General features: G+C 71.2%; 11 protein-coding genes. 5 read left to right on the forward strand and 6 right to left on the reverse strand.

All coding sequences use genetic code 11. The annotated features are described in order from the left end of the window. Positions 1-1,230 carry an MFS transporter gene (locus tag O7605_RS14100; protein ID WP_269742634.1) on the forward strand — a complete coding sequence of 410 codons (1,230 nt, stop codon included), beginning with the start codon at positions 1-3 and terminating at the stop codon, positions 1,228-1,230. A gap of 561 nt (positions 1,231-1,791) precedes the next feature. On the opposite strand, the gene ctaD is transcribed toward O7605_RS14100, so the two are convergent. Next, complete coding sequence (gene ctaD / locus O7605_RS14105) at positions 1,792-3,549, reverse strand: aa3-type cytochrome oxidase subunit I (RefSeq protein WP_269739603.1); 1,758 nt, start codon at positions 3,547-3,549, stop codon at positions 1,792-1,794. 117 nt (positions 3,550-3,666) lie between these two features. Further along, positions 3,667-4,773, reverse strand: coding sequence for an FAD-dependent monooxygenase (locus tag O7605_RS14110; protein ID WP_269739604.1), 1,107 nt, complete (start codon positions 4,771-4,773; stop codon positions 3,667-3,669). Between the two features lie 350 nt (positions 4,774-5,123). Between O7605_RS14110 and O7605_RS14115 the strand changes: the two genes are divergently transcribed. Beyond that, positions 5,124-6,257 (forward strand): GH12 family glycosyl hydrolase domain-containing protein, encoded by a 1,134-nt coding sequence (locus tag O7605_RS14115; protein ID WP_269739605.1) that lies wholly within the window; start codon positions 5,124-5,126, stop codon positions 6,255-6,257. Positions 6,258-6,385: 128 nt separating this feature from the next. Then, a complete protein-coding gene (locus O7605_RS14120) occupies positions 6,386-6,934 on the forward strand; it encodes a GNAT family N-acetyltransferase (protein ID WP_269739606.1) in 549 nt (182 codons plus the stop codon). Between the two features lie 135 nt (positions 6,935-7,069). Here the strand turns inward: O7605_RS14120 and O7605_RS14125 are convergent, their stop codons facing one another. Further along, positions 7,070-7,858: an aldo/keto reductase gene (locus O7605_RS14125; protein WP_269739607.1), complete on the reverse strand. Its 789-nt coding sequence runs from the start codon at positions 7,856-7,858 to the stop codon at positions 7,070-7,072. A gap of 100 nt (positions 7,859-7,958) precedes the next feature. On the opposite strand from O7605_RS14125, the gene O7605_RS14130 reads away from it, so the two are divergent. Continuing rightward, positions 7,959-9,005, forward strand: a complete 1,047-nt coding sequence (locus O7605_RS14130) for a DNA polymerase ligase N-terminal domain-containing protein (protein WP_269739608.1) — start codon at positions 7,959-7,961, stop codon at positions 9,003-9,005. A gap of 16 nt (positions 9,006-9,021) precedes the next feature. Continuing rightward, complete coding sequence (locus O7605_RS14135) at positions 9,022-10,215, forward strand: threonine synthase (RefSeq protein WP_269739609.1); 1,194 nt, start codon at positions 9,022-9,024, stop codon at positions 10,213-10,215. Between the two features lie 21 nt (positions 10,216-10,236). On the opposite strand, the gene O7605_RS14140 is transcribed toward O7605_RS14135, so the two are convergent. From O7605_RS14140 to O7605_RS14150, 3 genes are all read right to left on the reverse strand, one after another. Beyond that, positions 10,237-12,033: a glycoside hydrolase family 15 protein gene (locus tag O7605_RS14140; protein WP_269739610.1), complete on the reverse strand. Its 1,797-nt coding sequence runs from the start codon at positions 12,031-12,033 to the stop codon at positions 10,237-10,239. Between the two features lie 84 nt (positions 12,034-12,117). Further along, positions 12,118-12,510 carry a cupin domain-containing protein gene (locus O7605_RS14145; protein ID WP_269739611.1) on the reverse strand — a complete coding sequence of 131 codons (393 nt, stop codon included), beginning with the start codon at positions 12,508-12,510 and terminating at the stop codon, positions 12,118-12,120. Between the two features lie 246 nt (positions 12,511-12,756). Beyond that, the gene (locus O7605_RS14150; protein WP_269739612.1) at positions 12,757-13,164 is read right to left on the reverse strand and encodes a hypothetical protein; all 408 of its coding nucleotides are present in this window, start codon (positions 13,162-13,164) and stop codon (positions 12,757-12,759) included. Between the last annotated feature and the right edge of the window lie 64 nt (positions 13,165-13,228).

The following is a 13,228-nucleotide window of genomic DNA, read 5'->3' on the forward strand; positions in this document are numbered from 1 at the left end:
ATGAAGCCTTACCGGGAGGCGCTCGCCCTGCCCGGTCTGCGGTCGCTGCTGCTCGTCGCGGTGCTGGCCCGGGTCCCGCTGACCGCCACCGGCGTCACGCTGACGTTCTACGTCGTCCAGGATCTCGGGCGCGGCTACGGTGCGGCCGGCCTGGTCGGCGCGGCGATCACCGTCGGCGCGGCGGTCGGCGGCCCGCTGCTCGGCCGCCTGGTGGACCGTCGTGGCCTGCGGCCCGTGCTGGTTCTCACCACCGTGGCCGAGGCCGCCTTCTGGTCGACCGCACCGGTGCTGTCGTACTACCTGCTGCTGCCGGCGGCGTTCCTGGCCGGCCTGTTGGCGCTGCCGATCTTCTCGGTGATCCGGCAGTCCGTCGCCGCACTGGTACCGCCGGAGCAGCGCCGGCCGGCGTACGCCCTGGACTCGATGTCGGTCGAGCTCTCGTTCATGATCGGTCCGGCCCTGGCCACGGTGGGTGTCACCACCATCTCCGCCCGTCTGACGCTCTACCTCGTCGGTGCCGGCATCGTCGCCGCCGGGCTGGTGCTGTGGCTGCTCGATCCGCCGGTACGCAGCGCGGCCGAGGCGTCGACCGGCCCGCAGCCACGGGTGGCGCGGCGGCAGTGGCTCACCTCGCGCCTGGTCGCCGTGTTCGCGGTCAGCGCCGCGGCGACCCTGGTGCTGGGCGGCACCGACGTGGCGGTCATCGCGGTGCTGCGGGAGAGCGGCGACGCCGGTTTCACCGGCGCGGTGCTCTCGGTCTGGGCGGTAGCGTCACTGCTGGGTGGATTCGCCTACGGCGCGATCCGCCGCTCGTTCTCGCCGGTGGCACTGATGGGCCTGTTGAGCCTCTGCACCATCCCCGTCGGCCTGGGCGGTGCCCACTGGTGGCTGCTCTGCCTGGCGTTGATCCCGGCGGGAGCGCTCTGCGCGCCGACCATCGCGGCGACCTCCGACACCGTCAGCCGGCTCGCACCGGCCGGCGTCCGCGGTGAGGCGATGGGCCTGCACGGCTCGGCGGTGACCGTCGGCATCGCCGTGGGTGCCCCGCTGGCCGGCGCGGTCATCGACATGTCCGCGCCGCTGTGGGGCTTCGCGGTCACTGGCGCGGTCGGTGCCCTGGTCGCCCTCGCGGTGCTCCCGATCGAGCTACGCCACCGCGCAAACCTCGCGACCACCACCCCGCCCGGCGACGAGCCCTCCGCGACCACCCTCACCCCGACCGCCTCCTGACCCACAGCACCGCACGGCCGGCGGATCACCGCCGCTGGCACCATGTCGCCAACCCAGAGCTGGAGGTGACGTTACGCGACCACTCACGCCATCCCACCCTTACCTATCCGCTGCCTTTGCTCTGCTTCAACCCACGCAACGGATTACGGACCGTGTCACAGCGGCCGGCACGCCCTTACCGGGCCGCCGCATAGGGGCAGCTCAACCGCTATTGCGTGGATTGAAGCAGAGCAAAGGTCGGAAGGTGACAGCTGGGCTCCAACCCTGGAGCATCACGCAGAGTGAATCTTTGCGCCAATGATCGCTCGTCACAGAGAGCGACACACTCCCACTCCTCTCCCAGATGGGGCAGCGGTAGTGGCGCGGATGGGGTCGCGGACCTGACACCAGCCCCAGGCGCCAGCCGGGTAGCGGGCTTGGGGCAGGGGGCGTGGGCAGGAGGCGGTGGGCAGAGGGTAGCGGGGTGGCGCTGTCGTGAGCGGGGTGCCCTCGTTACAGGGGAAGTCGGAGACGGGCGCCGACCCCCGGTGGGGATCGGCGCCCGTCGGGCGAGGCGATGGGTCAGCGGCGGTCGGTGTCGCTGGCGACGTCCTCGGTGTAGCTGGCACCACCGTCGGACTCGCTGGTCAGCGGCTTGGAACCACCCTCGGGCGGACCGGCCAGGGTCTGTCCCGCAGCCAGCTCGGGGAACTTGTGGTCGAAGGCCGGCCGCTCGGAGCGGATCCGCGGCATCCGGTCGAAGTTGCGCAGCGGCGGCGGCGAGCTGGTCGCCCATTCGAGCGAGTTGCCGTGGCCCCAGGGGTCGTCGACCTCGACCACCGGGCCCGCCTTGTACGACTTCCAGCAGTTGTAGATGAACGGCAACGTCGAGATACCGGTGATGAACGCGCCGATCGTGGAGATCATGTTCAGCGTGGTGAAGCCGTCGTCGGGCAGGTAGTCGGCGTACCGCCGGGGCATGCCCTCGCTGCCCAACCAGTGCTGGATCAGGAACGTGGTGTGGAAGCCGATCATGGTGAGCCAGAAGTGAATCTTGGCGAGTCGCTCGTCGAGCATCCGACCGAACATCTTCGGGAACCAGAAGTAGATCCCGGCGAAGACCGCGAAGACGATCGTGCCGAAGAGCACGTAGTGGAAGTGCGCCACCACGAAGTAGGAGTCGTGCAGGTGGAAGTCCAGCGGCGGGGCGGCCAGCAGCACGCCGGTGAGGCCACCGAAGAGGAAGGTGACCAGGAAGCCGAGGGAGAACAGCATCGGCGACTCGAAGCTGATCTGCCCCCGCCACATGGTGCCGATCCAGTTGAAGAACTTCATGCCGGTCGGTACGGCGATCAGGTAGCTCAGGAAGCTGAAGAACGGCAGCAGCACCTGACCGGTGGCGAACATGTGGTGTGCCCAGACGCTCATCGACAGGCCGGCGATGGCGATGGTGGCGGCGACCAGGCCCTTGTAACCGAAGATCGGCTTACGGGAGAAGACCGGGATGATCTCGCTGATGATGCCGAAGAACGGCAGCGCGATGATGTAGACCTCGGGGTGGCCGAAGAACCAGAACAGGTGCTGCCACAGCATCGGCCCGCCGGTCTCCGGGCTGTACACGTGCGCACCCAGCAACCGGTCGGCGGCCAGCGCGAACAGCGCGGCGGCCAACAGCGGGAAGACCAGGATCACCAGGAGGCTGGTGACCAGCATGTTCCAGGTGAAGATCGGCATCCGGAACATGGTCATGCCCGGCGCGCGCAGGGTCAGGATCGTGGTGATCAGGTTGACCGCGCCGAGGATGGTGCCCAGACCGGAGATGGCCAGACCGACCACCCACATGTTGGCACCGACGCCCGGGGCGTGCTCGCTGGTGCTCAGCGGGGTGTAGGCGGTCCAGCCGAAGTCCGCCGCGCCCCCGGGGGTGAGGAAGCCGGCGGTGGCCATGGTGCCGCCGAACAGGTACAGCCAGTAGGCGAAGCTGTTCAGCCGCGGGAAGGAGACGTCGGGAGCACCGATCTGGATGGGCACCACGTAGTTGCCGAACGCGAACACGATGGGCGTCGCGAAGAACAGCAGCATGATCGTGCCGTGCATCGTGAACAGCTGGTTGTACTGCTCAGGCGACAGGAACTGCAGCCCGGGCCGGGCCAGCTCGGCCCGCATGATCAGGGCCATCAGGCCACCGATCATGAAGAACACGAACGCGGTGACCATGTACATGATCCCGATCTGCTTCGCGTCCGTGGTCCGCAGCAGCCGCGCGATGGCCGACCCCTTGACCGGCTCCCGGACCGGCCAGGGCCGGGTCACGACCGGCTTGGGTGCGACGGTGGTCACGAGTGGCCTCCGGTTCTGGGTTGTCCCGCTCGGCACGCGCTCACTCGGCGGGCCGTCATCCGCAAGGAGGATAGTCCCCGGCAGGTGACAGCACCGCGTGGGGTCGGCCGGGGGTGATCACAGCGGGCCGAGAAGCAGCCGGTAGTGCTCCCCGAAGATCCGGTCGCCGCGTCCGCGCAGGAGCGGGTCGCGGAGCGCCGGCGGCACGTCGCGGGTGCGGTTGCGGTCCCGGGTCCGGTCCTGCACCCATCGGGTACGCGGCCGACGACGACTCTCGTACGCGGTGAGCGCCGCCTCGACGCTGCCCGCCGCGCGCAGTGACTCGGCGAGCACCACCGCGTCCTCCAGGGCCATCGCGGCCCCCTGGGACAGGGTCGGCGCGGTGGCGTGGGCGGCGTCGCCGACCAGCAGCACCCGGCCCCGGTACCAGCGCCCGAGCTCGACCTCGTCGGTGGTGGTCGCGTACACCCCGTCGAGCGCGGCGAGCACCTCCGGCACCGGCCCGCCGTACTCGCCGAACAGGTCGCGCAGCCGGGCCAGCGGGTCGTCCGGCAGGTCGGTGCCGGCCTCGTCGGCGTAACAGTGCAGCCGACCGGCACCGATCGGCACCACGAGAAAGCCGCAGCGGCGCCCGAGCAGGGCCGTCCACTCGTCGACCGGCGGACCGTCCCGGACGACGCCGCGGTAGACCACCTGCCCGGCCGGACGGGGTGGGCCGCCGAGGGCGGCCAGCGCCCGGATCGAGGAACGCGGTCCGTCGGCACCGATCACCAGGTCGTACTCGGTCTGGGTGCCGTCGACGAAGGTGACGCCGACGGCGGCCGGCAGCAGCTCGATGGTGCGTACCTCCGCGCCGTGCCGCACCGCGCCGCCGGCACCGCTGAGCAGCACCCGGTGCAGGTCGGATCGGGCCAGCGCGCGGCACTCGCCGACCCCGGCCCAGAGGGCGTCGAGGTCGACCTCACACAGCGGCGCACCGGTCGAGTCGAGGAACCGCTGGCGGTGGACGACCTTCCCGTACGGGCGGACGGGGTCGTCGAGGTCCAGCCGGCGCAGCGCGCGGGCCGCGTTGCCGGGCAGGTACAGGCCGGCGTCGGTGAGGTCGTGCGGCGGCGCCTTGTCGGTGAGGTCCGGCCGAAAGCCCGCCAGGCGCAGCGCCCGGGCCACGGCCAGCCCGGCGATGCCCGCGCCGACGACGAGGATGCGCAGGGGGGAGCCACGCATGGGGGTGTACGCCTCCGGAGGGGATTCGGCACGCGTTGAAGGCAAGAGACTACTCGGCGCAATCAGTACACACCAGAGGCAACCGGCTCACCTCCGGCACCCCTCGGCACCAGCGGATCCACCCGCCGGCGCTGGTCACCAGCCAGCCGGAGGCGGCGGATGTCCGATCGTGCGCCCACGACACACGTCGCAATTGACACCAATCACCCCCAGCGGTTGCGCCCAATGTTTCAAGGATGTAAATGTGACGATGAGCATGGGAGCGCTCCCGGATCCGTCGGGGCGCGTTACCGAACGCTCCGTCCGCATCCGTCCCGGCGTCCGGGCGACGCCGCAGCGCTAGGAGCATCATGAGACGTACCGTGCGGGCCATCATGGCCGTCGGGCTGGCCGCCGCCGGCTCGATCGTCGCCGTGGCCCTCGGCGGGACCGCCTCCGCCGACACCCAGATCTGCGAGCAGTACGGCTCGACCGTGATCCAGAACCGTTACGTGGTGCAGAACAACCGCTGGGGCACCACCGCCCAGCAGTGCATCAACGTCACGAACAACGGCTTCGAGATCATCACCCAGAACGGCAGCAGCCCGACCAACGGCGCTCCGACGGCGTACCCGTCGGTCTTCCTCGGCTGCCACTACACCAACTGCTCCCCCGGCACCAACCTGCCGATCCAGGTCAGCCAGATCAGCAGCGCGACCAGCAGCATCAACTACCGGTACGTGAGCAACGGCATCTACAACGCCTCGTACGACATCTGGCTCGACCCGTCGCCCAAGCGCGACGGCGTGAACCAGATGGAGATCATGATTTGGTTCAACCGGCAGGGCCCCATCCAGCCCATCGGCTCCCCGGTCGGCAACGCCAACATCGACGGCCGCAGCTGGGAGGTCTGGCGGGGCAGCAACGGCTCCAACAACGTCATCTCCTACGTCGCCCCGTCGGCGATCAGCAGTGCGAACCTGAACCTGCTGGCCTTCATCAACGACACCCGCAACCGGGGCGCGATCACCAACTCCTGGTACCTGACCAGCATCCAGGCTGGCTTCGAGCCCTGGCAGGGCGGTGTCGGGCTGGCCGTGACGAACTTCTCGGCCGCGGTCAACGGTGGCGGCAACAACCCGCCGCCGAGCAACCCGCCGCCCACCACGCCCCCGCCCTCCGGCAGCGGTGCCTGCGCGGTGAAGTACACGGCCAACTCGTGGAACAACGGCTTCACCGCCGACGTGCAGATCACCAACACCGGGTCGAGCACGATCAACGGTTGGACCCTGGCCTACTCGCTGCCGTCCGGGCAGCAGGTGACCAACTCCTGGAACGCCACGGTGAGCCAGAGCGGTTCGTCGGTGACCGCCCGCAACGTCGGCCACAACGGCACGATCTCACCCGGCGGCACGGCCAGCTTCGGCTACCAGGGCACCCTCAGCGGGTCGTACGCCAACCCCACCAGCTTCACCCTCAACGGCACCGCCTGCTCGCGCTCCTGACGAGCGGGTGCCGGGGTGCGGCGGACGCCGCACCCCGGCACCGAACAGGGCCGACTGACGTCCACCGACCGGTGGCCTCACCCGGGGTTGCCCAGTGGTGTCTGGAGATCGCAGACTTGGCAGCCACCATGACGGGGGGCCGAGCTGACGTGGACGTACGCCTGGAAGGTGACGGGGTGGTCCTGCGCCAGTGGTCCGAGCAGGATCTCGACCAGCTGGTCACGCTCTTCGACGATGCCGAGATGGCGTACCGCCTGCCGGTGGCGACCCCGTTCGACCTGGCTGCCGCCGAGGCGTACCTGAACTCCGCCCGGCGTGCCCAGCAGGCCGGCGACCGGGTCTACCTCGCCGTCACCAGCGGCGACGACCTGGCCCGTGGCGAGGTGATGCTCAACCTGGTCACCGGCACCATCGGCTACGCGATCGGCCCGGCCTATCGCGGTCAACGCCTGGCCAGCCGCGCTCTCCGGCTGTTGACCGGGTACGCCCACCGGGTGGTCGGCCTGTCGACGGTGTATCTGGAGATCGAGCCGGACAACACCGGCAGCGTGGCCGTTGCCCGGTCCGGCGGTTACCGGCCGACCGGCGACGAACCGGTCTTCGTCGAGGACAAGGGCCGCCGCTACGCACTCCACCGCTGGTTGCACATCGACCCCACGCCGCCCGCCGGCACCTGACGACGAGCGGGTGACCGGTACCGCTCACGGATTGCGGCAACTCGGGCTCTCCGCGCTGCGGGAGAGCCCAAGTTGCGGCATGTCGCGACGGCTCCGCCTCGCGGCGGCGTCCGCAGGGCGCCGTCTGGCCCCAGGTCAGGAGTTGCCGAGGGCGTCGATGTCGCGCATCTCCTCGGCGGTCAGCGAGAAGCCGAAGATGTCCGCGTTGGCGCGGATCCGCTCCGGCGTCACCGACTTGGGGATCGCCACGATCTCGTGGTCGAGGTGCCAGCGCAGCACCACCTGGGCCGGCGAGACGTTGTGCGCGCCGGCGATCCGGGTCAGCACCGGGTCGGACAGGTCGGTGGTCTTGAACGGGCTGTAGCCCTCCAGCACCACCCCCCGGTCCCGGTGCTCGGCGTGCCGCTGCCGGTCGTAGAGCCGGGGCCCCCACTTGATCTGGTTGACCGCCGGGTTCTCCTCGGTCGCCTGGATCAGCGCGTCGATCTGGGCGGTGCTGTAGTTGCTGACCCCGACCGCCCGGGCCAGGTTCGCGTCGCGGGCGGCGAGCATCTCCCGCCAGACCGGGATCAGCGCACCGGAGTCGTTCGGGGGCCAGTGCACCAGCCACAGGTCGACGTAGTCGACGCCGAGCGCACGCAGGCTCTCCTCGATGGTCTCCCGTTCCCGGCCGACCCGCTCGGGTGGGAGCTTGGTGGTGATGAAGACGTCCTCCCGGCGCAGCCCGCTCTCCCGGATCGCCCGGCCGACCTCCTCCTCGTTGCCGTACATGGTGGCCGTGTCGATGTGCCGGTAACCGGCGTCGAGCGCGGCGAGTACAGCCTTGTAGCCCTCCTCGCCGGTCGCCTGCCAGGTGCCGAAGCCGAGCAACGGGATCCGGACGTCACCGGGGAGAACTGCGGTGGGGTGGTCACTGTGGTCCATGTCGACCGTTCTACCCCCGATGACGCTCGGCATGCCCGAGATCGGGCGCGTCGAACCCCGCCGCCGGGCGCGTCGGCGCGATTTGCCGGAGAATCGGTGCGTGGCTGACCGGCTGGAGGAGTACCGGCGCAAGCGGGACGCCGCGCGTACCCCCGAGCCGGTGCCGGCCGAGCGTCCCCGGCGGGCCCGGGCCGGCGACCGGGCCCGGTTCGTCATCCAGCAGCACCACGCCCGCAGCCTGCACTGGGACCTGCGGCTGGAGCGCGACGGGGTGCTCGTCTCCTGGGCGGTGCCGCGCGGCCTGCCCCGCGAACCGGGGCGCAACCATCTGGCCGTGCACACCGAGGACCACCCCATGGAGTATCTCCGCTTCTCCGGTGAGATCCCGGCCGGTGAGTACGGCGGCGGGCGGATGCTCATCCACGACCAGGGCACCTACCGGTGCGAGAAGTGGCAGGACCGTGAGGTGGTGGTCGAGCTGCGGGGTACCCGGACCACCGGGCGGTACGTGCTGTTCGCCACCGGTGGCCGCGACGGCCGGGACTGGATGGTGCGCCGCACCGATCCGTCGCCGCCGGGCTGGACCGCCATGCCCGACCTGGTCGCGCCGATGCGTCCCACCCCGGCCGGCCGGCTGCCAACCGACCAGGCCGCCTGGGGGTACGAGCTGCGCTGGGACGGGGTACGCGCAATCGCGTACGTCTCCGGCGGGCGGCTGCGGCTGCTCTCCGACACCGATGAGGAGATCACCGGGGCGTACCCGTGGCTACGGCCGATGGCCGAGGCCCTGGCGCCGACGGAGGTCGTGCTGGACGGCATCCTGGTCCGCATCGACCGGGCCGGTCAGGTCCGGCCGGCGCGCGGCGGAAGCAGCAGCGCCGATGCCCAGTACCTGCTCGTCGACCTGCTCTGGTTGGAGGGGGTGAGCAGCCTGGAGTTGCCGTACCCGCAGCGCCGCGAGTTGCTCGACTCGCTGGCGCTGGCCGGACCGCACTGGCAGACTCCGCCGTGGTTTCCCGGCGCCGGTGCCGAGACCATGCGCGCGGCGCGCGACCAGGGCCTGCCCGGGGTGGTGGCGAAGCGGCTGGATTCCGGCTACGAGCCGGGCCACCGCAGCCGTGCGTGGCGCAGCGTGGACGCGGGCTGAGACGGCGAGGAGCGGCGTGTATCTGACCCACCTCGAGTGCCCGCGCTGCGGCCGGGAACACGACGCCGACGTACCGCAGAACCTCTGCGGGTGCGGCTCGCCGCTGCTGGCGCGCTACGACCTCGCGGCGGCGGCGCGGGCGATCGAGCCGGAGCGGTTCGGGTTGCGCGCGGCCGACCTGTGGCGCTACCGGGAGCTGCTGCCGGTCGCCGACCCACGAAACGTCACCACTCTCGGCGAGGGGTGGACGCCGATGCTGCGCGCACCGGCGTACGGCGCGGACATCGGCGTCGACGACCTGCTGGTCAAGGACGAGGGGCTGACCCCGACCGGCTCGTTCAAGGCGCGGGGTGCCGCCGTCGGCGTGAGTCGGGCCCGCGAGCTGGGCATCCGGCGGATCGCCATGCCCACCAACGGCAACGCGGGCGCGGCGTGGGCCACCTACGCGACCCGGGCGGGGCTGGGCGCCACCATCGTGATGCCGCTGTCCGCACCGGAAATCTGCCGCCGGGAGTGCGTGGCCGCCGACGCCGACCTGCGCCTGGTCGACGGCCTGATCGGTGACGCCGGGCGCCAGGTGGCCGCGCTCGTCGCGGCCGCCGAGGGCACCGTCTTCGACGCCGGCACGCTGCGCGAGCCGTACCGCCTCGAGGGCAAGAAGACGATGGGGTACGAGATCGTCGAGCAACTGAGCTGGCAGGTGCCCGACGTCATCATCTATCCGACCGGCGGCGGCGTCGGGCTGATCGGCATCCACAAGGCGCTCGGCGAGCTGCGGGAGCTGGGCTGGGTCGAGGACAAGCTGCCCCGGCTGGTGGCGGTGCAGGCCACCGGCTGCGCGCCGATCGTACGGGCGTTCGCCGCCGGAGACGACCGCGCACAACCGTGGGAGGACGCCCACACGGTGGCGTTCGGCATCACCGTTCCGGCACCGTTGGGCGACGAGCTGATCCTCGCCGCGCTGCGGGCCACCGCCGGCACCGCGATCGCGGTGGAGGACGCCGAGATCCTCACCGATCTGCGCGACTTCGCCGCCCGGGAGGGGCTGCTGCTCTGCCCCGAGGGTGCCGCCTGCCTGACGGCCGCCCGCCGGCTGCGGGCCGGCGGCTGGATCCGGGCGGGCGAACGGGTCGTCGTGCTCAACACCGGCGCCGGGGTCAAGTACCCGGAGACCATCGACGTCTCCGGCGTGCCGGTGCTGCCACGCTGACCCGCGACGGCGCACCGCCGGTCAGTCGAACATGGGGTTGGTCAGCCGCCACGCGGCGTTGACCTGACCGATGTGGGACAGCGCCTGCGGCGTGTTGCCCAGGTGCGCCCCGGTGGCCGGGTCGATCTGCTCGCTGAACAACCCGACGTCGTTGGCGTGCCCGCTGACCCGCTCGAACAGCCGGGCCGCCCGCTCCCGTTCGCCCGCCAGCACCAGGCACTCCACCAGCCAGAACGAGCAGAGCACGAAGCCCGCCGGGTCGTCTTTCCAGCGGTGGACCAGCCCGTCGTCATCGCCGAGTTCCCGCTCGATCGCCTCGATGGTCGCCCGCATCCGTGGATCGGTGGCCGGCAGGAAGCCCACCACCGGCAGGTACAGGGCCGCCGCGTCCAGTTCCGGCGACCCGAAGGCAGTGGTGAAGACGCCGCGACGCTCGTCGAAGCCGTCCCGGAGGACCGTGGCCCGGATCTCGTCCCGGATGCCGGTCCAGCGCCGCACGTCCGCCCATTCTCCCAGCTGTGGGGCCAGCCGCACGGCACGGTCCATCGCCACCCAGCAGAGCGCCTTCGACGACAGGTAGTGCCGCTCCCGGTCACGCGGTTCCCAGATCCCCCGGTCGGGCAGTCGCCAGTTGGCCGCCACCTGTTCGATGAGCCCGAGCACCATGTCGCGCAGGTCCTCGGCAAGCTGGTCGCCGAGGTAGTCGTGCAACCGCCATACCGCCGAGATGACCTCGCCCGGCGCGTCGAGCTGCCGCTGCCGCCAGGCGTCGTTGCCGTTACGTACCGGTCCGGTCCCCGCGTATCCGGCCAGGTGGGGACAGACATGCTCGGAGACGTCCCGTTCCCCTTCCAGACCGAACAGCACGGGCACCGGATCGGAGCCGACCCGGCCGATCGAGCGCGCCGCCCATTCGAACAGGCGGGACGACTCGGTCGGGCAGGCCGCCACCCAGAAGGCCCGCATGGTCATCGCGAAGTCGCGCAGCCAGCAGAAGCGGTAGTCGTAGTTGCGGTCGCCGCCGATCAGTTCCGGCAGCGAGGTGGTCGCCGCCGCGGCGACCGCGCCGCTGCGGGCGTACGTGAGGCCGGTGAGGACCGTGGCGCTGTGCCGCACCACCTCGGGATAACGGCCCTCGTACCGGTGGCTCTCGCGGAACGCCTCCCAGGCCAGCACCGTGTCCGCCAGCGTACGGACCGGGTCCAGCCGGGCCGGTGGCTCGCCGTAGGCCGGCGCGTAGGCCAGATCGAAGCCGAGCACCTGCCCCTCGTCGACGGTGAAGGTCTGCCGCACCCGGTCGTGCTCGACGCGCAGCGGCAGTCCCCCGCAGCGCAACACCAGCGCCATCGAGCCGGCCACGCCCACCACCGCGCCGTCGGGCAGTTCCCGCAGGTACGGGCTGACCAGGCCGTACTCCGGTCGCGGCCGGTAGTCCAGGGTCATCGGCACCTGCCCGGAGAGCCCTTCGACGACGCGCAGCAGCACGGCCGGCGAGCGTATACCGAACTCGTGGGCGCGGGCACCTTCCTCGGCGGCGAGGGCGTCGGTGACCGCGACGCTGCCCTCCGCGGTGTGGTGCACGGTGCGTAGGACCAGGGTGTTCGGCCGGTACGAGCGCTGTATCCGGTGCCCGGGCTGTCCCACGGCCACCGGTGCCAGTCGCCAGTGACCACCGTTCGGGTCGAGCAGCCGGGCGAAGACCGACGGCGAGTCGAACCGGTGCGGGCACCACCAGTCGATCGAACCGGCCAGGCTGACCAGCGCGCCCGATCGGCAGTCGGAGAGGTATCCGTAGTCGGAGATCGCCGGCTGCTCCATGCGCTCGGCGTACCCGCGATCGCGGGGCTCATCCGGCGTCCGAGGAGGTCCGCCGGCCCGGGTCCGCCGGGCCGGCGGGACGGGTCAGGAGGTCGGCGGCTCGTCCTCGCCCGCCGCCTCCGCGGCGTCGGCCTCCTCCTTGGTGTGGTGCACGGCCTGGTCGGCGTGCTCCGGCGGCCCGTAGACGGTGTACAGCACCAGCGGGTTCGGGCCGGTGTTGACGAAGTTATGCCGGGTGCCGGCCGGTACGACCACCAGGTCGCCCTGCACCACGTCGCGCTTCTCCCCGGCCACTCGCGCCTCACCGGTGCCGCTGACGAAGGTCAGGATCTGGTCGATGTCCTCATGGACCTCCTCACCGATCTCGCCGCCCGGCGGGATCGTCATGATCACCAACTGGGTGTGCTTCCCGGTCCACAGCACGCGCCGGAAGTCCGGGCTCTTCTCGGCGACGGTCGCGATAGTGAAGTGCTCCATGTCCCGACACATACCCCATCCGGGGCCGCGCCACGCCGTGCTTCGCAGATGGTGGAATTGACCACCGCCCTGGGGTTTGGACCGACGCCGATCGGGGATCGACACGACCGACCGGTTCGACCGGTCATGCCAGGTCCCCGCTGACGTACCGCCGTACGGCTGCGGTGGTGGGAGACGGCCGAGCGCGGCGCGGTTTCGACCCTCGGGTCAACGGCGCCGCGCGCTCGTCCGCGCCTCGGGTGGTGCTCAGGAGAGCACGGCGAGGTGAAAGGGACGGTCGGCGGCCGACCCGGCACCGTCGAAGGTGGTCACGAAGACGGCGTTCGGGATGCCGGTACGCCCGGCAACCGCGATCTGACCGGCGGGGGCCAACCCGGAGCTACCCGGGAGGCCGACGGTGCCGACCAGGCTGGCACCGGTGACGTCCTGGTCGAACACCACCTGGTACATCCCGGTCCGCAACCGGTTGGCCGCCGCCGCGCCCAGCCCGCGGACCAGGAGACCATCGGCGCTGACGACGGCGAACAGCACTCTCGCGGTCAGTGGCATGCCGGCGCCGGCGCAGGTGGTGTGTTCGGCCTCGGCGTGGGCCGTGGCCTCGTCCCCCGGTACCGGCTGGGGAACCCCGCGGCTCCTGGCTCTCGCGCTGGACATCGGACTCCTTCCCCGGCCCGGTCGAGCGGCCATGGCATGTTGAGTTGGTTGCGACGGCTAAAGG

This window comes from Verrucosispora sp. WMMA2121 (assembly GCF_027460185.1).
Classification (GTDB): Bacteria; Actinomycetota; Actinomycetes; order Mycobacteriales; family Micromonosporaceae; genus Micromonospora; species Micromonospora palythoicola.

Bases quoted from the DNA above. Each gene is read 5' to 3' on its own strand.
- O7605_RS14100 (WP_269742634.1), top strand. From the start codon at position 1: ATGAAGCCTTACCGGGAGGCGCTCGCCCTGCCCGGTCTGCGGTCGCTG.
- O7605_RS14110 (WP_269739604.1), bottom strand. From the start codon at position 4,773: ATGCGTGGCTCCCCCCTGCGCATCCTCGTCGTCGGCGCGGGCATCGCC.
- O7605_RS14115 (WP_269739605.1), top strand. From the start codon at position 5,124: ATGAGACGTACCGTGCGGGCCATCATGGCCGTCGGGCTGGCCGCCGCC.
- O7605_RS14120 (WP_269739606.1), top strand. From the start codon at position 6,386: ATGACGGGGGGCCGAGCTGACGTGGACGTACGCCTGGAAGGTGACGGG.
- O7605_RS14125 (WP_269739607.1), bottom strand. From the start codon at position 7,858: ATGGACCACAGTGACCACCCCACCGCAGTTCTCCCCGGTGACGTCCGG.
- O7605_RS14140 (WP_269739610.1), bottom strand. From the start codon at position 12,033: ATGGAGCAGCCGGCGATCTCCGACTACGGATACCTCTCCGACTGCCGA.
- O7605_RS14145 (WP_269739611.1), bottom strand. From the start codon at position 12,510: ATGGAGCACTTCACTATCGCGACCGTCGCCGAGAAGAGCCCGGACTTC.
- O7605_RS14150 (WP_269739612.1), bottom strand. From the start codon at position 13,164: ATGTCCAGCGCGAGAGCCAGGAGCCGCGGGGTTCCCCAGCCGGTACCG.